Source organism: Amycolatopsis sp. cg13, assembly GCF_041346965.1.
Taxonomy (GTDB): domain Bacteria; phylum Actinomycetota; class Actinomycetes; order Mycobacteriales; family Pseudonocardiaceae; genus Amycolatopsis.
Genome location: NZ_CP166848.1, coordinates 223,460 through 248,741, shown reverse-complemented (window position 1 = coordinate 248,741; position 25,282 = coordinate 223,460). Strand labels below are relative to the sequence as shown.

The 25,282-nt window shown below is 70.1% G+C and carries 25 protein-coding genes; 8 read left to right on the top strand and 17 right to left on the bottom strand.

Annotation, left to right across the window (positions count from 1 at the left end; genetic code table 11):
• Positions 1 to 30: 30 nt before the first annotated feature.
• Positions 31 to 531: a MarR family winged helix-turn-helix transcriptional regulator gene (locus AB5I40_RS00920; protein ID WP_370936489.1), complete on the top strand. Its 501-nt coding sequence runs from the start codon at positions 31 to 33 to the stop codon at positions 529 to 531.
• 4 nt (positions 532 to 535) lie between these two features.
• Here the strand turns inward: AB5I40_RS00920 and AB5I40_RS00915 are convergent, their stop codons facing one another.
• Entirely contained in the window at positions 536 to 952 is a 417-nt protein-coding gene (locus AB5I40_RS00915; RefSeq protein WP_370936488.1) for a VOC family protein, read from the bottom strand.
• A 168-nt stretch (positions 953 to 1,120) separates the two neighbouring features.
• Here AB5I40_RS00915 and AB5I40_RS00910 point away from each other — a divergent pair, with 168 nt between their 5' ends.
• A complete protein-coding gene (locus AB5I40_RS00910) occupies positions 1,121 to 2,170 on the top strand; it encodes an LLM class F420-dependent oxidoreductase (RefSeq protein WP_370936487.1) in 1,050 nt (349 codons plus the stop codon).
• Positions 2,171 to 2,261: 91 nt separating this feature from the next.
• Here AB5I40_RS00910 and AB5I40_RS00905 read toward each other — a convergent pair whose 3' ends face one another.
• Together AB5I40_RS00905 and AB5I40_RS00900 are read right to left on the bottom strand one after the other, a co-directional pair.
• Complete coding sequence (locus tag AB5I40_RS00905) at positions 2,262 to 3,158, bottom strand: aminoglycoside phosphotransferase family protein (RefSeq protein WP_370936486.1); 897 nt, start codon at positions 3,156 to 3,158, stop codon at positions 2,262 to 2,264.
• A 62-nt stretch (positions 3,159 to 3,220) separates the two neighbouring features.
• Positions 3,221 to 3,532: a helix-turn-helix domain-containing protein gene (locus tag AB5I40_RS00900; protein WP_370936485.1), complete on the bottom strand. Its 312-nt coding sequence runs from the start codon at positions 3,530 to 3,532 to the stop codon at positions 3,221 to 3,223.
• A gap of 151 nt (positions 3,533 to 3,683) precedes the next feature.
• On the opposite strand from AB5I40_RS00900, the gene AB5I40_RS00895 reads away from it, so the two are divergent.
• Positions 3,684 to 3,962 (top strand): hypothetical protein, encoded by a 279-nt coding sequence (locus AB5I40_RS00895; protein WP_370936484.1) that lies wholly within the window; start codon positions 3,684 to 3,686, stop codon positions 3,960 to 3,962.
• Between the two features lie 229 nt (positions 3,963 to 4,191).
• Positions 4,192 to 4,623: an Hsp20/alpha crystallin family protein gene (locus AB5I40_RS00890; protein WP_370936483.1), complete on the top strand. Its 432-nt coding sequence runs from the start codon at positions 4,192 to 4,194 to the stop codon at positions 4,621 to 4,623.
• Between the two features lie 247 nt (positions 4,624 to 4,870).
• Here the strand turns inward: AB5I40_RS00890 and AB5I40_RS00885 are convergent, their stop codons facing one another.
• Positions 4,871 to 6,817 (bottom strand): NPCBM/NEW2 domain-containing protein, encoded by a 1,947-nt coding sequence (locus AB5I40_RS00885; protein WP_370936482.1) that lies wholly within the window; start codon positions 6,815 to 6,817, stop codon positions 4,871 to 4,873.
• A gap of 443 nt (positions 6,818 to 7,260) precedes the next feature.
• On the opposite strand from AB5I40_RS00885, the gene AB5I40_RS00880 reads away from it, so the two are divergent.
• Entirely contained in the window at positions 7,261 to 8,502 is a 1,242-nt protein-coding gene (locus AB5I40_RS00880; RefSeq protein WP_370936481.1) for a flavin-dependent oxidoreductase, read from the top strand.
• Between the two features lie 7 nt (positions 8,503 to 8,509).
• Here the strand turns inward: AB5I40_RS00880 and AB5I40_RS00875 are convergent, their stop codons facing one another.
• Both AB5I40_RS00875 and AB5I40_RS00870 read right to left on the bottom strand, forming a co-directional pair.
• On the bottom strand, positions 8,510 to 8,986 hold the full coding sequence (locus tag AB5I40_RS00875) for a cupin domain-containing protein (RefSeq protein WP_370936480.1): 477 nt from the start codon (positions 8,984 to 8,986) through the stop codon (positions 8,510 to 8,512).
• Between the two features lie 304 nt (positions 8,987 to 9,290).
• Complete coding sequence (locus AB5I40_RS00870) at positions 9,291 to 9,854, bottom strand: helix-turn-helix domain-containing protein (protein WP_354745274.1); 564 nt, start codon at positions 9,852 to 9,854, stop codon at positions 9,291 to 9,293.
• 70 nt (positions 9,855 to 9,924) lie between these two features.
• Between AB5I40_RS00870 and AB5I40_RS00865 the strand changes: the two genes are divergently transcribed.
• Both AB5I40_RS00865 and AB5I40_RS00860 read left to right on the top strand, forming a co-directional pair.
• Entirely contained in the window at positions 9,925 to 10,620 is a 696-nt protein-coding gene (locus tag AB5I40_RS00865; protein ID WP_370936479.1) for an AzlC family ABC transporter permease, read from the top strand.
• A complete protein-coding gene (locus tag AB5I40_RS00860) occupies positions 10,620 to 10,940 on the top strand; it encodes an AzlD domain-containing protein (protein WP_344277045.1) in 321 nt (106 codons plus the stop codon). The genes AB5I40_RS00865 and AB5I40_RS00860 overlap by 1 nt, the downstream gene beginning before the upstream one ends.
• Positions 10,941 to 11,088: 148 nt before the next feature.
• Here AB5I40_RS00860 and AB5I40_RS00855 read toward each other — a convergent pair whose 3' ends face one another.
• On the bottom strand, positions 11,089 to 12,681 hold the full coding sequence (locus tag AB5I40_RS00855) for a M4 family metallopeptidase (RefSeq protein WP_370936478.1): 1,593 nt from the start codon (positions 12,679 to 12,681) through the stop codon (positions 11,089 to 11,091).
• 443 nt (positions 12,682 to 13,124) lie between these two features.
• Between AB5I40_RS00855 and AB5I40_RS00850 the strand changes: the two genes are divergently transcribed.
• Complete coding sequence (locus tag AB5I40_RS00850; RefSeq protein WP_370936477.1) at positions 13,125 to 15,236, top strand: elongation factor G-like protein EF-G2; 2,112 nt, start codon at positions 13,125 to 13,127, stop codon at positions 15,234 to 15,236.
• Between the two features lie 82 nt (positions 15,237 to 15,318).
• Here the strand turns inward: AB5I40_RS00850 and AB5I40_RS00845 are convergent, their stop codons facing one another.
• From AB5I40_RS00845 to AB5I40_RS00800, 10 genes are all read right to left on the bottom strand, one after another.
• Positions 15,319 to 15,831, bottom strand: a complete 513-nt coding sequence (locus tag AB5I40_RS00845) for an XdhC family protein (RefSeq protein ID WP_370936476.1) — start codon at positions 15,829 to 15,831, stop codon at positions 15,319 to 15,321.
• A 15-nt stretch (positions 15,832 to 15,846) separates the two neighbouring features.
• Positions 15,847 to 16,332: an NUDIX hydrolase gene (locus tag AB5I40_RS00840; RefSeq protein ID WP_370936475.1), complete on the bottom strand. Its 486-nt coding sequence runs from the start codon at positions 16,330 to 16,332 to the stop codon at positions 15,847 to 15,849.
• Complete coding sequence (locus AB5I40_RS00835) at positions 16,329 to 17,471, bottom strand: glycosyltransferase family 4 protein (RefSeq protein ID WP_370940433.1); 1,143 nt, start codon at positions 17,469 to 17,471, stop codon at positions 16,329 to 16,331. Before AB5I40_RS00835 ends, AB5I40_RS00840 begins: the two co-directional genes overlap by 4 nt.
• A 17-nt stretch (positions 17,472 to 17,488) precedes the next feature.
• Complete coding sequence (locus tag AB5I40_RS00830; protein WP_370936474.1) at positions 17,489 to 18,391, bottom strand: phosphatidylinositol mannoside acyltransferase; 903 nt, start codon at positions 18,389 to 18,391, stop codon at positions 17,489 to 17,491.
• Entirely contained in the window at positions 18,388 to 19,035 is a 648-nt protein-coding gene (gene pgsA, locus AB5I40_RS00825) for a phosphatidylinositol phosphate synthase (RefSeq protein WP_370936473.1), read from the bottom strand. The genes AB5I40_RS00830 and pgsA overlap by 4 nt, the downstream gene beginning before the upstream one ends.
• 100 nt (positions 19,036 to 19,135) lie before the next feature.
• Entirely contained in the window at positions 19,136 to 19,666 is a 531-nt protein-coding gene (locus AB5I40_RS00820) for a MarR family winged helix-turn-helix transcriptional regulator (RefSeq protein WP_370936472.1), read from the bottom strand.
• A 50-nt stretch (positions 19,667 to 19,716) separates the two neighbouring features.
• The gene (locus AB5I40_RS00815; protein WP_344277069.1) at positions 19,717 to 20,259 is read right to left on the bottom strand and encodes an HIT domain-containing protein; all 543 of its coding nucleotides are present in this window, start codon (positions 20,257 to 20,259) and stop codon (positions 19,717 to 19,719) included.
• A complete protein-coding gene (gene thrS / locus AB5I40_RS00810; RefSeq protein ID WP_370936471.1) occupies positions 20,256 to 22,283 on the bottom strand; it encodes a threonine--tRNA ligase in 2,028 nt (675 codons plus the stop codon). The genes AB5I40_RS00815 and thrS overlap by 4 nt, the downstream gene beginning before the upstream one ends.
• A 145-nt stretch (positions 22,284 to 22,428) precedes the next feature.
• Complete coding sequence (locus tag AB5I40_RS00805) at positions 22,429 to 23,040, bottom strand: malonic semialdehyde reductase (RefSeq protein ID WP_370936470.1); 612 nt, start codon at positions 23,038 to 23,040, stop codon at positions 22,429 to 22,431.
• A 157-nt stretch (positions 23,041 to 23,197) separates the two neighbouring features.
• Positions 23,198 to 24,748 carry a sugar transferase gene (locus AB5I40_RS00800; protein ID WP_370936469.1) on the bottom strand — a complete coding sequence of 517 codons (1,551 nt, stop codon included), beginning with the start codon at positions 24,746 to 24,748 and terminating at the stop codon, positions 23,198 to 23,200.
• Positions 24,749 to 25,282: the final 534 nt, after the last annotated feature.

Here is a 25,282-nt window from a genome sequence, read left to right as displayed (position 1 = left end):
TCGTAATATCCGTCATTGTATAGTACGAGGATGGAGCGTGACTTCGTCGACGACGTCCTCGACCAATGGCGCACGCAGCGCCCGGACCTCGACCCGGCCCCGTTGTCGGTGCTGGCCCGCTTGACGCGGATCGCGCGCCGGGTGACCCGCCGCCTCGACGAAACCCTGAAGGACTACGGCGTTCTCCACGCGGACCTGGACATCCTCGCCACCCTGCGGCGCGCGGGGGCGCCGTACGAGCTGACCCTGTCCGAGATCGCGCGCTGGATGCTCGCCGGCAACAGCACCATGACCAGCAGGCTGGACCGGCTGGTCGCTGCGGGCCTCGTCGACCGGAAGCAGAACCCGGCGAACCGCCGCACCGCGCTGATCCGGCTCACTCCCGCCGGGCTGGCCCTCGTCGACGAGGCGGTCGCCGTGGAACTGGCCGAGCAGGAGAAGCTGGTGAGCGGCTTGAGCGGCAAGGACCAGCGCGAGTTGGCTGATTTGCTGCGCCGGTTGTGCCGTTCGATGGGCGAGATCCCGGACTGAGCGCTCAGGACTGTCGCTGGGCGAGGTTGACCATCCACGTGATCCCGAACTTGTCGACGAGCGAACCGGCCTCGTCGCCCCAGGACTGCTTCTCCAACGGCAACGTCACAGTGCCGCCAGCGGAGAGCTTCTCGAAGCAGTCCCGGAGTTTGCCGTCGTCACCCCCGAGGAAGAGCGCGACGTTGTTGCCCGGCTGGAAAGACACCCGCTCCGGGACGTCCCACGCCATCACCGTGTAGCCGTCCGGCGTGCTGAGCACCGAGTGCATGATCTGGTCCGGATCGGCGCCGGGAGCCTCCGGCGAGCCGAAATCGCCGTACGTGCCCAGATTCAGCTCGCCGCCGAGTACTTCGCGGTAGAACTCCATCGCCTGGCGGGCGTTCCCGGTGAAGGCGAGGCACGGGTTGAGCTGGGATCCCATCTGACACTCCTTTTGTGCGAACGGAAGCCGAGCCTCTCAGGCGAATCACGACACCTTGTGTCGCATATCCCGGAAAGTCCACTGTGGACCGAGGGCAACCCCTATCGCGCCCCCTGAACCCCGGGAACCACCGGTGTCCTTTCGGTTACCAGCAGTAACGTCGGCCGCATGAAAATAGGACTCAACATCGGTTATTGGGGCGCCGGAAACGATGCGACCAACCTCCAGCTCGCCCAGGAGGCCGACCGGCTCGGGTTTTCCGTCGTGTGGGTGGCCGAGGCCTACGGTTCGGACGCCGCGACCGTGCTGGGCTGGCTCGCCGCGCGCACCGAACGCGTCGACCTCGGCAGCGCCGTCCTGCAGATCCCGGCCCGCCGCCCGACCATGACCGCGATGACCGCGGCGACCCTGGACAACCTGTCCGGCGGCAGATTCCGGCTCGGGCTCGGCGTTTCCGGCCCGCAGGTGTCCGAGGGCTGGTACGGCGTCCCGTTCGGGAAACCGGTCGAGCGGACCCGCGAATACGTCGACATCGTCGGGAAAGCCCTGCGTTACGAACGAGTCCGGCACAACGGCACGCACTTCCGGCTCCCCTTGCCCGGCGGGCCCGGCAAAGCGCTGCCGCTGGCCGTGCCGCCCGCCCGCGAGCACATCCCCCTCTATCTCGCCGCCCTCGGCCCGCGGAATCTCGAACTGACCGGCGAAATCGCCGACGGCTGGCTCGGTCTGTTCTTCTCCCCCGAACACGGCCGCGAATCCCTGGACCGGATCCGCGCCGGACGCGAGAAAACCGGTGCCACGCTCGACGGATTCGACGTCGCGGCCACCGCCCCGCTCGCCGTCGGCGACGATTGGCGCCACGCCGCCGACCACGCCCGCCCCTACGTCGCCGGGTTCGTCGGCGGCGCGGGCAGCCGCGAGAACAACTTCTACCGCGACCTCATGGCCCGGATGGGATACGAGGCCGCCGCCGACGAGATCCGCGACCGGTACCTGACCATGGACTACGCCGGAGCCATGGCCGCCATCCCGGCGGAATTCCTCGACGAGACCTCGCTCCTCGGCCCGAAGGAACGGATCGCCGACCGGATGAAGGCCCTCGCCGAGAGCGGCGTCACCACGCTTGCGCTCTCCCCCACCCATCCCGATCCGGAAGCCAGCAAGAACGCGCTGCGCGTCGCCGCGGAAGCTCTCGACGCGTCCGGTGTCGGCGATTGATCCACAGTGGACACAACGCTGGGTGCGGAGCGGGTCGGGGAAGCAGTTGACCGCAGTGCTGTGGCGCGGCTGAACCGTCCCGCCGCGGACCTCAAACGCCCTTCAGCACCCGGTCCAGCGCCGCCCGGCCAGCCGGCCCCCAGTGCGGTTTGCCGCCGGGAAGGCCGCGATCGCCGTTCTGTCCCATGAGGATCAGGAAAAGGCTCTTCATCGCGGCCAGCCCGCGCGCACGCCGGATCGCCGACTCGTCCGCCTGTGCGTAACTGTCGAAGAACCGCGAAGCCGTGCCCTCAGGCAGCAGCACCCAGGCAGCGGCGAGATCCCACGCCGGATCGCCCGCGAACAGGTCGCCGAAATCGACGATGCCCGAGAGCGTTCCGTCCGAGACCACGACATTCGCGGGATGGAGATCGCCGTGCACCCACACCGGCAGGCCCTCCCACGCACCTGCCGCCGCGGCGTCCTCCCAGACAGCCCGGACGTCGGCAGCCAGGTCGTCCAGGGCAACGGCCTGGAGGAACTTTTCGAAACCAGCCGTGCAGTCCCGGGGATGGCCACCGCGATCCGTGGCGACCGGGGCCGCGGCGGGCGCGGGCAGATGGAGCGCCCGGAGGAAATCCGCCAGCGTGTCGGCCGCGTGGGTGCCGCGGCTGATCGTGCCGTGGTCGAGCGGTTCGCCGGGGACCCACGTCATCACGGTCCAGTGCTTGGGGAACCGCGCGGACGGTTCGCCGGACCGCACCGGCGCCGGCACCGGGAGCGGCAGCCGCGGGGCCAGCACGGGCAGCCACCGCCGCTCCTTCAGCTGGAATTCCGGGGTGGGGTCCATGCGCTGCATCCGCACGGCCAAATCGTCCCCGAGCCGCCACATCTGGTTGCCCCAGCCGCCCGGCGCCTCGCGGATCGCCAGCCCGGCGAGGTCGGGATGCTGGTCTCGCAGCAGGTCGCGGACCAGGTCGGCGGTGATCGCGATCTCGGAGCCGGTCATGCGAACGACAGTACCGAGGCGACAGCGTCCGCCTCCGCTTTTTCGAGGAATCCCCGCCGTCGTCAGCGCTCGCCGAGCCGGGCGCGGAGGCCGGTGATGATGTCGTGGGCGTCGGCGAGTTCGTCTTGCAGGCCGATGATCCGCGCGGCCGAGGCGAGGGAATGCCCCTCGTCCAATTGTTCGCGCAGCCGCACCACCAGGGTCAGCTGACGGCGGGAGTAACGGCGGTGCCCGCCGCCGGAGCGTTCGGGCCGCACCACGGCCGCGGTGTCCAGGCTGCGCAGGAAGGCCTGCTGCACGCCCAGCATTTCGGCGGCCTGCCCGGTCGTGTACGCCGGATAGTCCTGATCGTCGAGCCGGTCGAGTCCGGGCACGCGCACCTCCTCTCCGGGATCGGCCCTCCGCGTCCAGCTCAAGATTATCTCGATTCACTGCTTGACACAATCTACAGTCCGCGCTATAGAAATTGTGAGACGCGAGAGCTGACCTGGGTGCTGGGACGACGTAACCGGGGAGTGATCGACGATGCCGGACACCATCAGCCGCCGGGAGGCGGCCGCCAGCGAATTCGCCGAGCTGATCTGCGCCGATCCGGCCTGGCTGCGCGCCGAGTTCGAGGCGATCGTGGCCACCTGCTTCGACGACGCCCCGCCGCACGGCGATGCCCCCGGTCCGCGGAGCACCGGGCGCGAGCAGCAGCAGGTCGCGACGAGCGTGTGGCGAGCCTGGCCCCCGGAGCGCCGGGAGCGATCCCCTCCGGCGCGAAGCGGGAGCACGGCAACGGCGGCATCTCGCGGGAGGTGATAGCGCACGCACAGATCATCGAGGTTGCTTTCACTCGAACTGGTTCCGGTCCCGCCGCTCTGTCCGGCGGCGGGGCCGGATGTCCGCGGCGGCCGCCGGTCCGTCAGCCCGAGGTCGAGAAGATCCGCAGGCACGGGAACAAGAAAACCGAGCAAACACGCGACCGCCCGTCTCCGGCCGAGCGCGCCGGGCGGCGGGCAGCAGGGAAGGAGAATGGAGGCGCATGGTCATGTTGATGCGAACTGACCCGTTCCGGGAGCTCGATCGGCTGACCCAGCAGTTCTTCGGGGGCAACGGCACCACGACCCGCCCGGCGGTGATGCCGATGGACGCCTACCGGTCCGGCAACGACTACGTGGTGCAGTTCGACCTGCCGGGCGTCGCACCGGAGTCGATCGATCTGGACGTCGAGCGCAACGTGCTGACCGTGAAGGCCGAACGCAGGCCCGAATACGGCGAGGACGCGGAGGTCCAGGTCTCCGAACGGCCGCGCGGGGTGTTCTCCCGGCAGCTGTTCCTGGGCGACACGCTGGACGCGGACCGCATCAAGGCCGACTACGACGCGGGCGTGCTCACCCTGCGGGTGCCGATCGCCGAGCAGGCCAAGCCCCGCAAGATCGCCATCGGCGGCGACGGCGGAACCAAGCAGATCAACGCCTGACCGTCCCGAGACCGGCCCCGCTCGCGGCGGGCGGGGCCACGGCGCGCCGTTCGTTTCCGGAGGGTTTCGCGGGCTTGGCTCAGCGCGGGCCGCCGCCGCGAACTCCGCGCGCCCGGCCGGCGGGAAGCCGGGCCGCCCGCTCTTTCCGCACCATCCGTTCACCACGCCGATATCCGGTCCGTGCCGGGGCGAGGCCGGGCCGGTCCCGAAGGCTTCGGGACCGGCCCGCGGGGATGTTCCCAGGCGGTCAGCAGGAGATCGCTGCCGCCGCCCAGTCGGCGTGGTCGCTGTCCACTCCGTCGCCGCCGTCGGTGACTCGCAAGTCCAGCACCGAGACGCCGGCGACGTCGACGTTCACCGGTGCCGCCGCGTCGCCATGGCGCAGCACTCCGGTGGCCGCGAGCCGTTTCCCGTCGCCCCAGACCTCGAACGCGACGCTGCCCTTCCCGGTCTCGTCGTCGACTCCGGCCTTCGCACTGAAGTTCGCGCACGAGCCGCCTAGGAACACCCGCACCGACGAAGGCGCGTGCGCGCCGAGCCCGGTCGGATAGACCTGTCCGGCGATCGTGATCGGATGCCCGTCGCCCGCGGCCGTTTCGCCGTTGCTCGTATTGCGCTCCACCGGCCCCCAGCCGTTTTCGCTGGACACGAACGGCAGCGCCGAAACCTGCGACGTACCGCGCGCGGGCAGGGCGGCCGCGACAGTCGACGCCGCCGCGGTTCTGACCACGGCACGGCCAGCCGCGGAGAACTTCGCGGAAGCACTGAGCGCGAGCGGGCCGACCGGCTGGTCGCCGTGGGGCCGGATCGTCCACCGGTGGGTCCACTGGCCGCGGACAACCGGCACGTCAGCCGTCGGCCCATTGTCGACAGTCCAGCCGGACGGCACCGACAACCGTGCCGAAACCTGGTTCAGCGCGGGCATTCCGTCGTCGTGCAGGGTCGTGGTGACCGTGAACGGGCGGTTCGCCGCGGTGACGTCAGGCGCGGCGAGCGCGAGGGTCGTCAGCGGCTGCGCGGCGCCGTGGCCCGGCCACACGCGATAGACCACCGCGCCGTGCGAGGCGACCGTCCCGTGCAACGCGCCCGAACTGTGGCTTTCCTCGCCGGACCACAAATCCCGGACCCGGTACTGCTCCGCGTGCCGCACCCCGAGATCCTCGGCCCGCACCGCGACATCGGCGGGCGCGGCGCCGCGGTTGAACAGCACCACCGCCGCCGAACCGTCCGACATCGGCTTGGCCCACACCTCGGCGTCGCCGTCGTCGCGGATCTTGCGGCCGGACGCGCCGCTCCAGTCCTGGTCGACCGCGACGAGGTCCTTGTTCCGCAGGATCTTCGCGGTCGCCGGGTCCATGGCGCGCAGGTCGTTGCCCGCGATCAGCGGAGCGTTCAGCAGCGCCCACAAGGAAAAGTGCGCGCGGTACTCCGCGTCGGTCATGCCGCCGTTGCCGACCTCGAGCATGTCCGGGTCGTTCCAGGCGTTCGGCCCGGCGTACTTCTCCAGGCCGACCTGCTGGTCCAGGATGCCGGTGAAGCTGTTCCAGCGGTCGCTGATGTCGCCGGTGGTGCGCCACAGTTCGCCGTACCGGGCGCCCCACTGCCACGGCTGGTTCGAACCCCACTCGCAGATCGACAGGACGATCGGCCTTCCGGTGGCCCGCAACGCGTCCGACATGGCCTGGTAGCGCTGGACCGCCGGACGGCCGAGGTTGTTGCAGTTGTCGTACTTCAGGTAGTCCACGCCCCACTCGGCGAACTTGCGCGCGTCCGCGGTCTCGTGGTCGAGGCTCGCCGGGAATCCGGCGCAGGTCTTGGTCCCCGCCGACGAGTAGATGCCGAGCTTCAGGCCGCGCGCGTGCGCGTAGTCGGCGAGCGCCGCGATCCCGTGCGGAAAGCGTTTCGGGTCGGGCCGCAGATCGCCGTTCGCGTCGCGGTCCGGGGCCATCCAGCAGTCGTCGATGTTGAGATAGCGGTACCCCGCGTCCCGCATGCCGCTGGAGACCATCGCGTCGGCGGTCTGCCGGATCAGGTTTTCGTCGATGGCGCAGCCGAATTTGTTCCAGCTGTTCCATCCCATCGGCGGCGCGGGGAGCAGGTTCTGCCCCGGGACGGCGGACGCGGGCGGGCCGAACGCCGCGGTCAGAACCGAGAGCAAAGCTCCCGAGAGGAGCAAGGCCAGCATTCTGCGCATCTCATCACCTCACTGTGCGTCGACTTGCGGCGGCACGCAAAAGCGTGCGGCAAATCGAACATAGTCGCCCGACAACACACAGAAATGCACACGGATGAACCAATGCGAAAGTGGGGATCTCGGCACCGGACCTGCCTTGTCTCACCGAAACCGCACCAGATCCCGCTGTTCCGGACCGCTCGGCCGCCGATATGTTGGATTCTGTTCGATGCCGTCGACCTGCGGGCTCCAGTGCTCCCGCGCCCTCGCCGCGGCGGGGATCGTTCTCCGGCGTCCGGAAATCGCCTCTCCCCGTTGAGGTTTCCGGCTTTCGTCTGGTCTGGACACTCTCCTCAAGGCGAACGCAGTGGGCCTGGCAGCCGGAACCGCGGTTGTCCCTTCGGCGGTAGCGCCCCGGGCCGATCTCCGCCACCCTGAGTCGGTCGACGACAGGGAGGTTCGCGGTGAAGGTCGTGATCGTCGGAGCGGGGATCGGCGGGTTGACCGCGGCCTTGCGGCTGCACCGCGAAGGCGTCGAATGCGCGGTCTACGAACAAAGCGCCCGCATCGGCGAACTCGGCGTCGGCATCAACGCCCTGCCTCACGCGGTCAAGGAACTGGCCGCGCTCGGGCTGCTCGACCAGCTGGACGAGATCGGGATCCGCACCCGCGAACTGTCCTACACCCACCGCCTCGGCCAAGTGATCCTCCGCAAACCCTGCGGTCTCGACGCCGGGTTCACCCTCCCCCAGTACTGCCTGCACCGGGGCAGGCTGCGCGACCTGCTGCTGCGAGCGGTCCAAACGCGGCTCGGTCCCGACGCGGTGCGGACCGGCTGCCGGCTGACCGGTTTCGATCAGGACGCGCAAGGCGTCCGGGCGCACTTCGCCGAGCGGGACAGCGGCGCCCCGGTCACCGTGAACGGCGACGTTCTCGTCGCGGCTGACGGAATCCACTCGGCCGCGCGGTCCCTGTTGTTCCCCGAGGAAGGACCGCCCCGGTGGAACGGCGTCCTGATGTGGCGCGGGGCCGCCGACTGGCCGGAATTCGGCGGCGGCGCTTCGATGATCGTCTCCGGCGGCACCGCGGCCAAACTGGTGATCTACCCGATCGGGCCGGGCAAGTCCGCGGGCAGCAGGCTCACGAACTGGGCCGTCTGCATCCGCACCGGACAACCCGGCTCCCCGCCTCCGGACCGACAGGACTGGGCCAAACCCGGCGACCGGGCGGAGCTGGCCCGGCACCTCGGGTGGTTCCACTGCCCGGCGGTCGACCACGCGGCGCTGGCCGAGGCCACCGAGGAGATCTTCGAATTCCCGATGTGCGACCGGGATCCGCTGCCCGCGTGGTCGCATGGCCGCGTGACGCTCCTGGGCGACGCCGCCCATCCGATGTACCCGATGGGTTCCAACGGCGCCGGCCAGGCGATCCTCGACGCGTCCAGCCTCGCCTGGCACCTCACGCGACGCTCCGACCCCGTCGAGGCGCTTCGCGCATACGAAGCCGACCGCCTTCCGGCCACCAGCGACATCGTGCTGCGCAACCGCCGGGGCGGGCCGGAGAACGTCATCGACGAGGTCGAACGCCGTGCCCCGGAAGGCTTTACCCGCCTCGAAGACGTGATCGACACGGCCACGCTCGAGGCCATCGTCTCCGGTTACGCGCAGGCTTCCGGGGCGTCCCAGCAGCAGGTGAACCGCGCCTGAGCCGTCGTCAGGCGCCCTCCACCGAACCGGGCGGCAGGAAATCGACGTCGTGCAGCGCCGACACCCGGACCACCTCTTCCGGGTCCGTCAGGTTGTGCAGCTTGTCGAACAGCGTCGCGAGCTTCCCGGCCGGGCTCACCCAGAACAGCCCGCGGGTCATGCCCTCGCTGCGGTTGTAGTACGCGTGCGGGAGCCCCTTCGGCATCCGCACGGTGTCGCCGGGGCCCGCGGTTTCCCACTTGCCGTCGAGGTAAAGCGTGAACACGCCTTCCAGGATGTAGATGTGCTCGTCCTGGGTCGGATGAACGTGCGGCGGCACGCCGGTGCCGGGCGGATCGAGGGTCTCGAACGCGAAGCTCGACTCGCTGGCCGCCTTCATCGAGTAGGTGTGGCCGAGCACGTTCCACACCTTGTTCCGCATGCCCTCGCGGGCGGGCGTGATCCCCTTGGGCAGGGGACCGAGCACGATTTCCTCGCCGGTCATCACACCTCCTGGCCGATGGTTCGTCCGGTAAGGACTCTGCGCTATCGCGCCGCCGGTGTACAGCCGCCAGTCGCGACGGCTAGGTCGCGAAGGCGAGGAGACCGTCCGCGAGCACTGGTGTCCCGTCCGCCGCACGGAACTCCGTGACGATGAGCGCTGCGCCCGTTCGCGCCTCGGCATCCGGAAAGCAAAGCGGCTTGCGGTCCGCGCGGGGACCTCTGAGGGAATCTGATTCCTTCGGGGCGGCGCTCGCGGACTTGAAGGCACCAGCTGAGGCGGCGCGGCTACACCAGCGAATAACCGCTCAGTTGTACTCGGAAATCTCCACCCCGAACGTCCCCGGCTCCAGCGCCTCGAAGATATGCGGCACATCCCCGGGGTAACAGATGTAGTCCCCCGGCAGCATCTCCACCGGATCGTCCATGATCCCGATCCGCGCCCGCCCCGCGCACAGCACCGTGTGCTCGACCACGCCGCTCATGTGCGGATCCGACCGCCGCGGGATGCCCGGCTCCGCGCTCACCAAGTAGATGTCCCGGCGCGCCGCGGACGGGCATGCGGACAGCAGAGTGCACGCGTAGTCGGCGTGTTCGGCGAACACTGTCGGTCCCTTGCCCGCCCGGATCACCTTCACCTCCTGTCGCTCCGGCTCGACCAGTCGCGAGAACGGCACGTCCAGCGCGACGCCGAGTGCCCACAGCGTCTCCACGCTCGGATTGCCCGATCCCGATTCCAGCTGGGACAACGTGGATTTCGCCAGGCCGGCCCGGCGCGCGACCTCGGTCAGCGAGAGGCCGGCGCGGGCCCGCTCGCGGCGCAGGGACGCCGCGATGATGTCCAGCGGCGCGCCCGTGCTCTCGTTCGGCATGTGTGTTCGCTCCATCAGTCTTCTCGTTCGCCTTGACGAACAGGCCCCGACGTGTTCAGCATAGGACACTATGCGTTCGATTTGGCGAACACTCGATCGCGGCCTCGCCCGCGACATCGGTCTCGTGTGCCTGGCCGACACCCTCGTCGGCGTCTCCTACGGCGCCATCGCGGTGGGCTCCGGCTTCCCGCTGTGGGCGCCGATGCTGCTGTCCCTGCTGGTCTTCGCCGGCGCGTCGCAGTTCATGTTCGTCGGCATCGTCGCCTCGGGCGGCAATCCGCTCGCCGCGGTCGCCGCCGGGCTGCTGGTGAACACGCGGCACGTGCCGTTCGGGTTCGCGGTCGGCGACGCGCTCGGCCGCGGCCTGCTCGGGCGGCTGGCCGGGAGCCACCTGATGATCGACGAATCGGTGGCGTTCGCGCTGGCCCAGCGCGAGGCGGACCGGCGACGGGCGGCGTACTGGGCGTGCGGCATCGGGCTGTTCGTGTGCTGGAACCTCGGGGTCGTGGTCGGCGCGTTCGCGGGGTCCGCGATCAGCGACACCGACGCGTTCGGTCTGGACGCCGCCTTCCCGGCGGTGCTGCTGGCACTGGTGCTGCCGTCGCTGAAGGACCGGGCCGCGCGGCTTCCGGTGCTGATCGGCGTGATGGTCGCGCTCGTGGCCACTCCCCTGCTCCCGGCGGGTCTGCCGGTGCTGCTGGCGCTGGTCGGAGTGGTCGCCGGAGCCGCGGCGAAGGAGCCGAAGCCGCTGGAAGGAGCGCACTGATGGACGGCGCGGAACTGATCGTCGCGACGCTCGTGCTGGCGGCGGGAACGTTCGCGTTCCGCCTCGCCGGGCCGCTGCTGCGCACGAAAGTGCGGCTGTCGCCGCGGGCCGAGCGGCTGATGACGCTGTCGGCGGTGGTGCTGCTCGCCGCGCTGGTCGCGACCAGCGCGTTGACCCAGGGACACGAATTCGCCGGGATCGCGCGACCGGCCGGGGTACTGGTGGGCGGGGTGCTCGCGTGGCGGAAGGCGCCGTTCGTGCTCGTGGTAATCGCCGCCGCGGCGACCGCCGCCTTGCTCAGGCTCGCCGGAGTGCCGTGACCGTTCCACGGGAAAATTGCGCGGCGCCTTTCGAGGCAGAATTCCCGGTTAGCGAACAAATGAATTTCCGCCCGGCGGGCAATAACGATCGGGAGGGGGAGACGAGTGCTCGTCTCCCCCTCCCGCCGGCGGGGAAATCAGTTTCGGTTCATCGAGCGGCAATCGCCCGCGAACCGGTCGCGCCGACAGCGCCGCACGACGGTTCGTCCGGCTGCGCGGACACGCTCACCGCGTCCCAAGCAGCCTTCACCGAGTTGAATTCGGTGCAGCCGTTCGGGAACAGGCTCTTCGCCGCGGTCAGCGTCCAGGTGCGGTAGCTCTGGTAGGAGCTGCCGCTGGTCTTGAGCAGCATCGCGTTGTAGAAGATCTTCACCGCGGTCTGCACGCCGACCCCGGTGACCGTCGAGTTGTTGCACGTCGGGCTGGTCGGCTGGCCGTTGGTCGGGTTCGAACCCTCGGCCAGCAGGTAGAACCAGTGGTTGCCGGGACCGGCCGCGGCGTGCACCTCGGTGCCCGGGATCGAGTCGTCGTAGCAGTTCGCGTGGCCGAGCTGGGACGGGTCGTACATGTTGCGGATCGGGCCGCTGCCGACGAGGTTCACCTGGTTGCCGACGAGGAAGTCCGGGACCGCGTACGGCGCGGGCTCGTTGGCGAACCATTCGGACGAGGCCCCGAAGACGTCCGCGACGAATTCCTGGGTGCCGCTGCCGGACATGCTGCCGGGCGTGTGGTCGTCGATGCCGTGGCCGAACTCGTGCCCGATCACGTCCAGCGAGCCGATCCACTGGCCCGCGGTGTTGTTGCCGACCTGGACCTGGGTGCCGTCGTAGTAGGCGTTCTGCTCGTTGAGGCCGACGCGGATCGGCCAGGCGCCGCCGTTGCCGTCGAAGCTGTTGCGGCCCAGCCATTGCGTCAGCATCTTGTTCTCTTGCTGGATGCCGTACAGGGCGTCGGCGCAGCCGGTTTCCTTGTCGGTCTCGTCGCCGTTGCCCCAGCTGTCCGTCGACTTCGTGAAGGTCTGCTGGGTGGAAGCGTCCTGGCAGCTGAGGTTCGCGATGGTCGGGTCGGTCATCGAGAAACCGCCGGCGCCGTCCGAGGTCGTGTCGAGGTGCAGCGGCTCCGGGCCGTTCCACACGCCCTGCGCGTCGCCGTAGGCCACGTGCTCCTGCGTGTGCAGGACCTTGCCGGTCGTCGCGTCGACGACGACGTCCAGCTTGCTCGGTCCTTCGGCGTTCCGGCCGGTCACGCGGGTCGTCCAGGCGAGTTTCGGGCTGCCGAGCGCGTATGCGGCCAGCGTCGCGGGCCGCACACTGTCCACAGTGGGCACCTGGGTGCGGGCGATCGCTTCGGCTTGCTTCGCGGTCAGCTTCGGCGACGTGCTGGGCAGGTTGATCGCGGCGGTCTGCGCGACCGAGGTGGCGAGGACCTGGCCCGCGGAGTTCGTGGACACGACGAAGTCGCCGCCGATGACCGGAATGCCTTTGTAGGTGCGGTCGTAGGGCACGTACTTCAGCCCGTTGGTCGACGAGATCACCTTGTGCTGCTGGAAAACGTCGTCCTTGCTGGCGTGCAGCGCGGCGGGCCGGGAGGCGACCAGCGCCTGCGCGGCATTCGCGGCCATCGCCTCGGCGGCCTGCGGACTCTGCGGTTCGAGCGGCTGTGCGTGAGCGGCGGTGGCCGTGGTGACGGCCCCGGCCAAGACCCCGGCTGCGAGCAGCACGAGCGGTCGGCGCGATTTCATCGGCGGTGTTCTCCTCCGGACAGGCCGGATCAGGCCCGGGGGTGGGGGCCGGATTCGGAAGTGGAATGGGATCGAACCCCGACAAGAGTCGGGTTTTTCCCAACTCCGGACAACCGACGAAGGTCGTTAAGTTATCAACTTCGCGGCATCAGCTCTGATTTCCGGTCCGCGTTTTCCGGAAATTCCTCTTTCCGCCCAAGAAACGCCAGCCGCCCACCATGGCAGCAGACCGGCGTTAAGGATGAATCCGGCATCAATTCGCCGGTTAATCCTTTGTAGACAGTCGTTCCGGTGCCGTCCACAGTGGAATCGGACACCCCTCGGCGCCGGAGCCGGGGGTAAGCGAACGGCTGGTCCCGGGCCGCCCGCCTTGCTTCCCGCGGGGTCGCGGGTGTGTGATCGGGGACACAGTTGCACCATCCGCCGTCGCTGAGGAGGCCGTCATGGCCGACAAGCAGAACAGGAGTACCGACCCCGGGGCCGCCGTCGCTGTGGACGACCCCGCCAAGGTGCGCAACGTCGTCCTCGTCGGGCCTTCCGGTTCCGGGAAGACCACGCTCACCGAGGCACTGCTCGCCGCGTCCGGCACCGTGCCGCGCGCCGGTTCGGTCGTCGAGGGCACCACCGTGTGCGACCACGACCCGGCAGCCGTGCGCCAGCAGCGCTCAGTCGGGCTTTCCGTCGCCCCGGTGCTGCACGCCGGGCACAAAATCAACCTCATCGACACCCCGGGATACGCCGATTTCGTCGGCGAGCTGCGCGCCGGCCTGCGCGCCGCGGACGCCGCGCTGTTCGTCGTGTGCGCCGCCGAGGGCGTGGACGCCGCCACCATCGCCGTGTGGGAGGAATGCGCGTCGGTGGGCATGCCGCGCGCCGTCGTGGTGTCTCGGCTCGACCACCACCGCGCCGACGCGCTCGCCGAGATCGCCGCCTGCCAAGCCGCCTTCGGCGCGGGCGTGCTGCCGCTGTACCTCCCCGCGCCGGACGGCCTGGTCGGGCTCGTCACCCAGCGCCGGTACGACTACTCCGCCGGCTACCCGCCGCGCGTGAGCGACCCGGACCCGGCCGTCGCGAGCGAGTTCGCCGACGCCCGCAACGAACTGATCGAGGGCATCATCGCCGAGAGCGAGGACGAGACCCTCATGGACCGCTACCTCGGCGGCGAGGAGATCGCCGAGGACGTGCTGATCGCCGACCTCGAAACGGCCGTCGCGCGCGGTTCGTTCCACCCGGTCATCCCTGTGTGCGCGACCAGCGGGATCGGGCTGTCCGAGGTGCTCGACGGCATCGTGCGGGCCTTCCCCTCGCCGCTGGAACACCAGCCGCCCGGCGTGACCAGCCCCGACGGCGCCGAGCACGACGCACTGACCGCCGACCCGGCCGGCCCGCTCGCCGCCGAGGTCGTGCGCACCGCGGTGGACTCGTACGTGGGACGCGTTTCGCTCGTCCGGGTGTTTTCCGGGACACTGCGCCCGGAGAACGCCGTGCACGTCTCGGGCCACGGCCTCACCGAACGCGGCCACGAAGACCACGACGCCGACGAGCGCGTCGCCCACCTCTATTCACCGCTCGGCGCGAACCTGCGCGAGGTGCCGTACTGCGTCGCGGGCGATCTGTGCGCGCTTACCAAAGTGGGTTCCGCCGAAACCGGCGACACCGTGTCGTCGCCGGAGGATCCGCTGCTGATGAAGCCGTGGCGGATGCCCGAACCGCTGCTTCCGGTCGCTGTCGTCGCGAAGTCCCGCAGCGACGAGGACACGTTGTCCCGCAATCTTTCCCGCCTCGTCGCGGGCGATCCGACCCTGCGCTTGGAACGCAACGCGGAGACCGGCCAGCTCGTGCTGTGGTGCATGGGCGAGGCACACGCGGACGTCGTTCTGTCGCGCTTGCGCGCGGGCGGGGCGGACGTCGGCACCGAGCCGGTGCGGATCAGCCTGCGTTCCACCTTCGCGAAACCTGCCCGCGGACACGGACGGCATGTGAAGCAGTCCGGCGGGCACGGGCAGTTCGCGGTGTGCGACATCGAAGTCGAGCCGCTGCCCCGTGGCGGCGGATTCGAGTTCGTGGACAAGGTGGTCGGCGGTGCCGTGCCGCATCAGTTCATCCCGAGCGTCGAGAAGGGCGTCCGGGCGCAACTGCAGCGCGGCGTCCAAGACGGCTATCCGGTGGTGGATGTGCGGGTGACGCTGACCGATGGGAAGGCGCACAGCGTCGACTCTTCGGACGCCGCGTTTCAGACCGCGGGCGCGCTGGCCCTGCGGGAAGCCGCTGCGGCAAGCCGGATCTCGCTGCTGGAGCCGCTGGACAGCGTCGAGGTGAGCCTGCCGGACGAGCATCTGGGCACGGTGCTGGGCGACCTGTCGTCCCGCCGCGGCCGGGTGCTGGGCACGGAATCCGGGGAAGGCGGGCACACCGTGGTGCACGCGGAGGTGCCTGCCGCGGAACTGCTGCGGTATGCGGTGGATCTGCGGTCTCTTACCTCGGGGACGGCTACTTTTACGCGTCGGCATGCCCGGTTCGAACCGATGCCGGAGGGGGCGGCGGTCCCGACCTGACCCGGGCGAAGTACGTGAGGGGAACCCTCAGGGAATCTGATTCCCTCAGGGTTCCCCTCACGTACTCCGCGGGGCGCGACGGTCAGAACTCGAACCCGCCCGGCCGCCCGTTCCGGTCCGCCACCAACCCCGCCAGCGTCGCCACCGCGATCTCCGCCGGAGTCCGCGAACCGATGTTCAGCCCCACCGGCCGGTGCACCCGCGCGATGTCCGGCTCCGCCACGCCCAGCGCGCGCAGCGCCTCGAGATGCGGGCCCGGATGCCGAGGATTGCCCAGCACGCCCACCCACCGAGTCGGCACCGCCAGTGCGGCCTGCAGAACCGCGCCAAGCTCCGGCCGGTGATGGTCCGTCACCACGACATCCGCGTCCGGCCCCGGGGAAGGCGCGGTCGTGCGGACCTCGACGCCCTCGGGAGCATCGCTCGCCCGCGCCTCGTCCGGCTCGAAAAGCACGGCGTGGTAACCCAAATCGGCCGCATAGCGGAGCAGGTACCGGGCCACCGGCGAGGCGAACACCGCCACCAAAGTCCGTTCGGCGGGGGCCTCTTCGACCTCGCCGTGTGCGACGGCGCAGGCATCGGGTTCGGTCGTCATGCGCCTCAGTCTGCCTCAGAGGTCCGGTTCGGCGAATTCGAAGTACTCCGGCAGCGGCGCGGTCCCGGCCAGCTTGAAGTACCGCACCTTCCGGCGGCGCCGCAGCGCCAGCGTGTCCCGCACCGCGTCGTTGTGCACTCGGCGGGCGATGACGACCCGGTGTTCGGCGTCCGTTAACTCCTCGGCGAGCACCACCGGCAGCCGGGACCGGTCGATCGGGGCCAGGACCAGCGTCAACTCGTTCTCGGCGGCCTCGCGGTCCGGCCGCGTGGCGCCCTCCGCTCGCGCGGCTGCGGCGTGCAGGTCGGCACCGTCGTGCAGTACGGCAGCGACCGCTCGCGCTACCACGGCCCGCCGCGCGAGAGCAGCCTCCAAGGCAGCCCAGCCGGCGTCGGTCCGGACGTGCAAGCGGTCGAGGCGGTTCGCGGTCGCCACCAGGAACAGCCCGCCGAGCACCACGACCGCGGCCGCCGCCACGAGCAGCCACACCAGCACCGTCACGCGAGCTCCCGCTCCCCCGCCGCGACCAGCCGGGGATCCGCCGCGATGGCCGTTTCGTACACCCGCAGCACCTGAGTGACCACGACCGCCCAGTCGTACGCCGTCACCCGTTCGCCCGCCGCGGCCGCGAGCGACGCCCGGCGCGCCGGGTCGCCCAGCAGTTCGCGCAGGCCGTCCGCCAGAGACGCCGGGTCGCCGGTCGTGGTGAGCATTCCGGCGTGGCCGTCGTCGAGCACGCGGCGGAACGAGTCGAGACCGCTGGCCAGCACCGGAGTGCCCGCGGCCATCGCCTCGGTCAGGATCATCCCGAAGCTCTCGCCGCCGGTATTCGGCGCGCAGTAGACGTCCACACTGCGCAGCGCCCGCGCCTTCGTCTCGTCGTCGACCTGGCCCAGCAGCTCGATGTGCGGCCACAGCTGCGGCCCCGCCATCCGCCGCAGCTGCTCCGGCTCGCCGCGGCCGACCACGAGCAGCCGCAGGTCCTCGAACTCCGGCAGCAGCCGCCGCGCGGCCTCCAGCAGCACGTCCATGCCCTTGCGCGGTTCGGTGAACCGCCCGACGAACCCGATCGTGCCGCCCGCACGCGGGTAGCCCTCCAGCGGCAGCGCCCGCGAAAAGAACTCGACATCGACGCCGTTCGGGATCTCGACCGCGTCGCCGCCCGCGTGCTCCACCTGCACCCGCCGGGCCAGCGCGGACACCGCGATCCGCGCGGTGATCTTCTCCAGCAGCGGACGGAGCACCGGCTGGAACGCGGCCAGCGTCCGCGAGCGCGTCGTCGCGGTGTGGAAGGTGGCCACGATCGGCCCGTCCGCGACCTTCAGCGCCAGCAGCGACAGACTCGGCGCGGCCGGTTCGTGCAGGTGCAGCACGTCGAAGCCGTTGTCCCGGATCCACCGTCGCACCCGGGCGTAGGAAACCGGCCCGAACTGCAGCCGCGCGACCGAGCCGTTGTACGGGATCCCCAGCGCTTTGCCCGCCGGGTGCACGAAATCCGGCAGCTGCGCGTCCTCGTCCGCCGGGGCCAGCACCGACACCTGGTGCCCGCGTTCGAGCAGCGCCCGCGCCAGGTCGATCACGTGCCCTTGGACCCCGCCGGGAACGTCGAACGAATACGGGCACACGATCCCGATCTTCAACCCGCGCGCCACCCGGGTCAGCTCGCTTCTTCCAGCGCCGTCGCGGCCGCGTCGGCGGGCCAGAACGGCTGCAGCATGTGCCAGTCGGCCGGATGCGCGGCGATGTCGCCGGCGAACACGTCGGCCAGGGCCTGGGTCGCGGCGGGCACCTCGGCCCGCGCGGTGACGCGGATGCGCGGGTGGATCCGGATCTCCCAGCCGTCCTCGGTGAACCAGCAGCCGGTCGGCAGCAGCGCGGCGCCGGTGGTCGCGGCGAGCCGCGCCGGGCCGGGCGGCAGGTGCGTCTGCTCGCCGAAGAACCGCACCGGGATCCCGGACGACGTCAGGTCCCGGTCCCCCAGCAGGACCACCACCTTGTTCTCGCGCAGCCGCCGCAGCAGCAGCCGCATGGCCGCGCTGTCGCCGGTCAGCGGCACGATCTCGAAGCCGAGCGATTCCCGGAACTCCACGAACCGGCGGTACAGCGATTCGGGCTTGAGCCGCTCCGCGACGGTGGTGAAGGTGCCCGCGTAGCTGGCGAGCCAGACGCCCGCGATGTCCCAGTTCCCGCTGTGCGGCAGCGTCATCACCGCGCCGTTGCCCTCGGCGAGCGCCGCGTCGATGTTCTCCGCGCCAGTCACCGTCACCTGCTTCGCGACCGCCGCGTGGTCCATCGCCGGGAGCCGGAACGTCTCGAACCAGTACCGCGCGTACGACCGCATCGCGCGCCGGACCAGCTCGTCCAGCTCCGCTTCCCCAGCCTGCGGCACGACACGGGCGAGGTTCGCGCGCAGCTGCCGCACTCCCCCGCCGCCGCGCCGGGCCGCCATGTCGGCGCCGAAGGCGAACGTCGCCGACCCGAACGACTCCGGCAGCCGCCGCGTGAGCCGCCAGCCCGTCGCGTAGCCGAACTCGCTGAGTCGCTGGGACAGTGTGCTCACGGTTGCGCCCCGCCCGCCGATGAGTCGGCCTGTTTCGCCGCGGCCGCCCGCGCGGCGCTAGCCACCGCCGCGGCCCGCTGCAGCAGCGTGATCACCGACAGCACGGCGAGCAGCCACAGTGTGATCTCGACGGTGTAAGGCACGCCCAAGCCGTGCAGCCCGGTGCCGACCAGGGCGATGATGAGCCGCTCCGCGCGTTCCACCAGCCCGCCGTCGGCTTCGAGACCGGACGCTTCGGCGCGCGCCTTCACGTAGGAAATGACCTGGGCCAGCACGAGACAGATCAGCGCGGCGGCCGCGGCCCGGTTGTTGTGGTCCTGCACGAAGCACCACCACGCGATCGCGGCGAACAGCGCGCCGTCGACCAGCCGGTCGCAGGTCGCGTCGAGCACCGCGCCGAACGGCGTGCCGTACCCGCGGGCGCGGGCCATCGCGCCGTCGAGCAGGTCGAGCATCGCGAAGCCCCACACGGTGAACGTGCCCCACAGCAGCATGCCCTGCGGGAAGAAAACCAGTGCGCACGCGACGGCGCCCGCGGTGCCGAGCACGGTCATCGCGTTCGGGGTCAGTCCGGCGCGGACCAGGGTGGCGCCGATCGGGTCCGTCACGCGGGAGACCGAGGCACGGGCGAAAATGTTGAGCATCTTCCTCGTCTGTGCACCTGATTCGGGGGCGGGTGGGCGACGAAAGCCTATCGACCCCGCTCACCGGACCGGACGTGCCCGCCCGCGACCCGCCGGAACGTCAGCCGGATTTCGGCAGTTCGACGACCGGCGCGGCGAATTCCGCGGCCTCTTCGGCTTCCCGGACCGCCTGGCACTTGGGCCGCAGCCCGGCCAGGATCGCCTCGGAAATCTCGCCGAGCTGGCGCACCTGCTCGGCGCTCAGCTGGTCGAACAGCGTCTCCCGGACCGCCTCGACGTGCCCGGGCGCGGCCTCTTCGAGCGCGGCGAACCCGGCCTCGGTGAGCACCGCCCACGACCCGCGCTTGTCCGTGGGGCACGACTCGCGCTGGACCCAGCCCTTGGCCTCCAGCCGCGCCACCGCGTGCGAGAGCCGGCTGCGCGACGAACCGCGCACCGACGCGAGTTCGCTCATCCGCAGCCGCCGTCCGTCCGCTTCGGACAGCGCGACGAGCACCTCGTAGTACGTGTGCGGCATGCCCGACTCGTGCTGCAGCTGTCCTTCGAGGTGGGCGTGCAGCAGCGAGCTGGCCTGGGCGTAGGAGCGCCAGACCCGCTGCTCTTCGTCGTTCAGCCAGCGTGGTTCGGACATATCGTCATCATACGCTGGTTGAGCACTCAATTACCGCCGCGCGACGGGCCTCACCACGCGCCCGCGAGCAGGTCGCGGGTTTCGCCGAGCAGCTGCGGCAGCACCTTGGTGTGCCCGATCACCGGCATGAAGTTCGCGTCGCCGCCCCAGCGCGGCACCAGGTGCTGGTGCAGGTGCGCGGCGATGCCCGCCCCGGCGATCACGCCCTGGTTCATCCCGATGTTGAACCCGTGCGCCGCCGACACCGCCCGGATCACGCCCATCGCGTGCTGCGTGAACTCCGCCAGCTCGCGCGTCTCCTCGGGCGTGAGGTCCGGGTAGTCCGCGACGTGCCGGTACGGGACCACCATCAGGTGGCCCGGGTTGTACGGGTACAGGTTCAGCACCGCGAACACGGTCTCGCCGCGGGCCACGATCAGCGCGCGCTTGTCGTCGCCGAGCCCGGGCAGGCGGCAGAACGGGCAGCCGTCGGACTCGTCGCCGTCCGGCTTGTCCTGGCCGCGGATGTAGGCCATCCGGTGCGGGGTCCACAGCCGCTGCAGCGCGTCCGGGACCCCGACCCCGTCCTGTTCGACGAGTTCCGGCTCGGTCACTTCAGGATCTTCTCCACGGCCTCGGCCGACGGCGACGCGTTCTCCCGGCGGGCGACCCATTCGGCGATCGCCTCGACGGCCTGCTCCACCGGGACGCCGTTGATCTGGCCGCCGTCGCGGAACCGGAACGACACCGCGCCCGCCTCCGCGTCCTTCGCGCCGGCCAGCAGCAGGAACGGCACCTTCTGCGTGGTGTGCGTGCGGATCTTCTTCTGCATCCGGTCGTCGCTCGCGTCGACCTCGACCCGGATCCCCTTGGCGCGCAACGCCTTCTCCACGCCGCGCAGGTACTCGACCTGGTCGGCGGTGATCGGGATGGCGACCGTCTGCACCGGCGACAGCCACGCCGGGAACGCGCCCGCGTAGTGCTCGGTCAGCACGCCGAAGAACCGCTCGATCGACCCGAACAGCGCGCGGTGGATCATGATCGGCCGCTGGCGGCTGCCGTCGGACGCGGTGTACTCCAGGCCGAAGCGCTTGTTCTGGTTGAAGTCCAGCTGGATGGTCGACATCTGCCAGGTGCGGCCGATGGCGTCCTTCGCCTGCACCGAGATCTTCGGGCCGTAGAAGGCCGCGCCGCCCGGGTCCGGCACCAGTTCGAGACCGGAGTCGACGGCGGCCTGGCGCAGCGTCTCGGTGGCCTCCTCCCACTCCCAGTCCTCGCCGATGAACTTGTCCGAGTCGCCCCGGGTGGACAGTTCGAGGTAGAAGTCGGACAGGCCGTAGTCGGCCAGCAGGTCCAGCACGAACTTGAGCAGCGACCGCAGCTCGGACGGCATCTGCTCCTTGGTGCAGTAGATGTGCGAATCGTCCATCGTCAGGCCGCGCACGCGGGTGAGGCCGTGCACGACGCCGGACTTCTCGTAGCGGTAGACGGTGCCGAATTCGAACAGCCGCAGCGGCAGTTCGCGGTAGGACCGCCCGCGCGAGCGGAAGATCAGGTTGTGCATCGGGCAGTTCATGGCTTTGAGGTAGTAGTCCTCTTCCTCGAACTGCACCGGCGGGAACATGGTGTCCGCGTAGTACGGCAGGTGCCCGGAGGTGTGGAACAGGTCGCCCTTGGAGATGTGCGGCGTGTTCACGAACTCGTAGCCGGCTTCCTCGTGCCTGCGGCGCGAGTAGTTCTCCAGCTCGCGGCGGATGATGCCGCCCTTGGGGTGGAACACCGGCAGCCCGGAGCCGATCTCCTCGGGGAAGGAGAACAGGTCCAGCTCCGCGCCGAGCTTGCGGTGGTCGCGGCGCTCCGCCTCGGCGATGCGCTCGAGGTGGGCGTCCTGCGCCTCGGCCGATTCCCACGCGGTGCCGTAGATCCGTTGCAGCTGCGGGTTTTTCTCGTTGCCGCGCCAGTACGCCGCGGCCACGCGGGTGAGCTTGAAGGCCGGGATGAACTTGGTGGTGGGCACGTGCGGGCCGCGGCAGAGGTCGCTCCACACGCGCTCCTTGGTGCGCGGGTCGAGGTTGTCGTAGATGGTCAGCTCTCCGCCGCCCACCTCCATCACCTCGGTGGTGTCCACATCGGACTTGATGTCCACCAGTTCGAGCTTGAAAGGCTCGTTCGCCAGCTCTTCCTTGGCCTCGTCGGTCGAGGCGAAGACGCGGCGCGAGAACTGCTGCGCGCCCTTGACGATCTGCTTCATCCGCTTCTCGAGCTTCTGCAGATCCTCGGGCGTGAACGGCTTTTCGACGGCGAAGTCGTAGTAGAAACCGTCGCGCACCGGCGGGCCGATGCCGAGCTTGGCGTCCGGGAATTCCTGCTGCACGGCCTGGGCGAGCACGTGCGCGGCGGAGTGCCGGATCACGCTGCGGCCGTCCTCGGTGTTCGCCGCGACCGCTTCGACCGAGACCTCGGCTTCCGGGGCCCACGCGAGGTCGCGCAGTTTCCCGTCGGCGTCGCGCACGACGACGATCGTGTCCGGGCCCTTGGTGGGCAGCCCGGCTTCGCGCACCGCGGCGCCCGCCGTAGTGCCCGCCGGCACCACCACGCGCGGGGCGGGTACGGCGGCTACTGACGACGGCTGGGACACGATCGGGCTCCTTCGGGAGAAGTGATGGAAACGGCTTCCGCTGATGCTAGTCGGCGGCGATAAACCCGATTCGACCGCCGTCACCCGGGGACGCCGAAAGGCCGCCCCTGGCGTGCGGGGCGGCCTCTCGGCGGCGAAAGAAGGGTCAGAGCGTGTCGACGACCTGGTCGAAGTCGAGCCGCGGCAGGCGGTCGAACCACGGGTTCTCGCCCGGCTTGCCGACGTTCACCACGACGAGCGAGCGCCAGTTGTTGCCGGAGAAGAACTCCTTGTCCACACCCGCGGCGTCGAAGCCGGTCATCGGGCCCGCGGCCAGTCCGGCGGCGCGCACGCCGATGATGAAGTAGCCGACCTGCAGCAGCGAGTTCAGCTTGGAGAACTCGACGCGGCCGGACTCGTCGGCGAAGTTGTCCTTGACGCCGGGGTTGTGCGGGAAGATCTGCGGGATGTTCTCGTGGAAGTCCACGTCCGCGGCCAGGATGACGGTCAGCGGCGCGGCCTCGGTCTTGGCGCGGTTGCCCTCGGCCATGTGCGGCAGCAGCCGCTGCTTCGCCTCGTCGCTGCGGATCGCCAGCGCGCGCAGCGGCTGGGTGTTCATCGAGGTCGGGGCCCACTTGACGAGGTCGTAGATCGCGCGGACCTGCTCGTCGGTCACCGGCTCGGAGCTGAAGCTGTTGGCCGTGCGCGCCTCGCGGAACAGCAGGTCCTGCACCTCGGCGGGCACCTGCAGCTGCTGGGACTCTGCGAAAGTAGTCATCGGATCCGTCGTTCCTTCCCGTGCTGTCGCCTACGCACGGCACCAACATGGTTGAACGCTTGACTATTTCTCGTCCGGCGCGGTTGTGACTCAGCGCACGGACGACGGCCGCCGGCCCTGATGGACCGGCGGCCGTCGTCAGCGGAATCCGTGCAGGTCAGTAGGCGCCCTGCCCGGCCAGCACGGCGCGGAAGGTCTTCCAGAGGATCACCAGATCGAGAGCGAGCGACCAGTCCTCGACGTAGCGGAGGTCGAGCCGGATGCTCTCCTCCCACGACAGATCGCTGCGCCCGCTCACCTGCCACAGCCCGGTCAGCCCAGGCTTCACCAGCAGCCTGCGGCGCGCGGCCGGGGCGTACGTCGCCGTCTCCTCCGGCAGCGGCGGCCGCGGTCCGACCAACGACATCCGTCCGGCGACGACGTTGAACAGCTGCGGCAGTTCGTCCAGCGAGTACCGGCGCAGCAGCCCGCCGACCTTCGTGACGCGCGGGTCCTTCTTCATCTTGAACAGCGGTCCCGCGCCTTCGTTCGCCGTCTCCAGGTCGTGCCGGATCAGGTGCGCGTTCACGACCATGGTGCGGAATTTGAGCATCGTGAAGGCTTCGCCGTCCTTGCCGATGCGCCGCTGCCGGTAGATCACCGGACCGCGGTCGCCCGCCTTCACCGCTACCGCGATCGCCAGCAGCAGCGGCGAGAACAGCGCGAGCAGCAACGCCGCGCCGCAGCGGTCGACGACCTCCTTGACGAAACGGCGTCCGCCGGTGAACGCGGGCGCGGTGACCCGCAGCAGCGGCATGCCCAGCACTCCGCTGACGTTCAGCCGCGGCCCGGCGACCTCCATCAGCATCGGCGCGACGACCATTTCCGACGACGTGCCTTCGAGATCCCAGGCGAGCCGCTGCAGCCGCTCCGGATTCCAGTACTGGTCGGCCGTGATCGCGACGACCCGGTATCCGCCGCGGCGCACGTGCCGGGAAAGCTCTTCGAGCCGCCCGACGACCGGAACGCCCTCGATCTCGCCGTGCCCGGTGGACGTGCAGACCGCTTCGACCCGCCACCCGACGTGCGCTTCGGTCCGGGTCCGCTTGATGAGGTCGGCGACGGTCTCGGCGTCGCCCGCCGCCATCACCGGCAGCAGGCACAGCCCGCGCCGCCGTCTCCGGTGCAGAATCTGCCGGAGCACATATCGCTGGGGAAACAGCACTAATGCGACAGCGGGGACTACGAAAAACACCCAGGGCTGCACTTCGAGCGCACCGAACAACAGTCCGCCGAATGCGACCAGCACGGCCGCGGTGATCAGCGCCCGGCCCAGCGTCCGGTACTCCTCCGGGCCCTCCCCCAGCACCCGAGCGCTCCAGGCCCGGCTGACCGGAAGGGCGCATAGGATCGCGAACGCGGTGCCGAACGCGTGCATGTCGTGCGGAGCGACGCGGTCGATGATGAACGCGCTGATCGCGATCACCGCGCAGGCCGCGACGAGATCCGACGCGATCACGGTCCGGCGGTACCGTTTCTCCCATTCCGCGGCGTGCGTTTTCGGCGGATCCCCTTCCGCCGGGCACACCGTCGCCGGGTCGAGCCGGTCGTCGGCGGCACGGCCGGGCGGCGGGGCCGCCACGTCGACCGGCGGTGCGGGGACCGCCCGAAGGTCGACCTGCGGCAGCGAAACGCCGTCCGCGGGCCATGGCCGCACCGGTTCTTCCATCAGTCCTCCCGCGCTACGCAAGCTCCCCGGACCTGATCGCCACCGGCACACTGAGTCAGGACCGTCAATCACAATCAGTGATCATGAGACGGTTCGGCCCACTGCCGCCGAAGGTGTGACACTCGCCAAGGTATCGGGTGGTCAGCGGGCGGCGTTACAGAGATTTTCCAGCCACAGCCTGCGAGTCTTCCCTGTCAGGAAGCACCGGGAAGATAACGGGAATGTCACGATGGGTCACGCTGACTCGGCAACGGAAATTACCCCCAGTAGTCAAGTTTCCCACTACCTACACCGAACGGCCCAGCGGGCCCGCAGCCGTTTCAGCTCCCCCGCGCGGGTCACCGGCCGCGGGCGAACCCGCCCCAACCGCCGTTCGGGCACAAGCTCTGCGCCGACTCGCCGATTTCCTTTGCCCCCCAATGCGATCCGCTCCGAAATGCGCAGGACGTCCCGTCTTCGACCATCTGGGTGGTCTGAACCATTCTCGACGCGCTCCCGGCCGCGTCGCGGACCCCCGCCGCACATTTCTCCCGG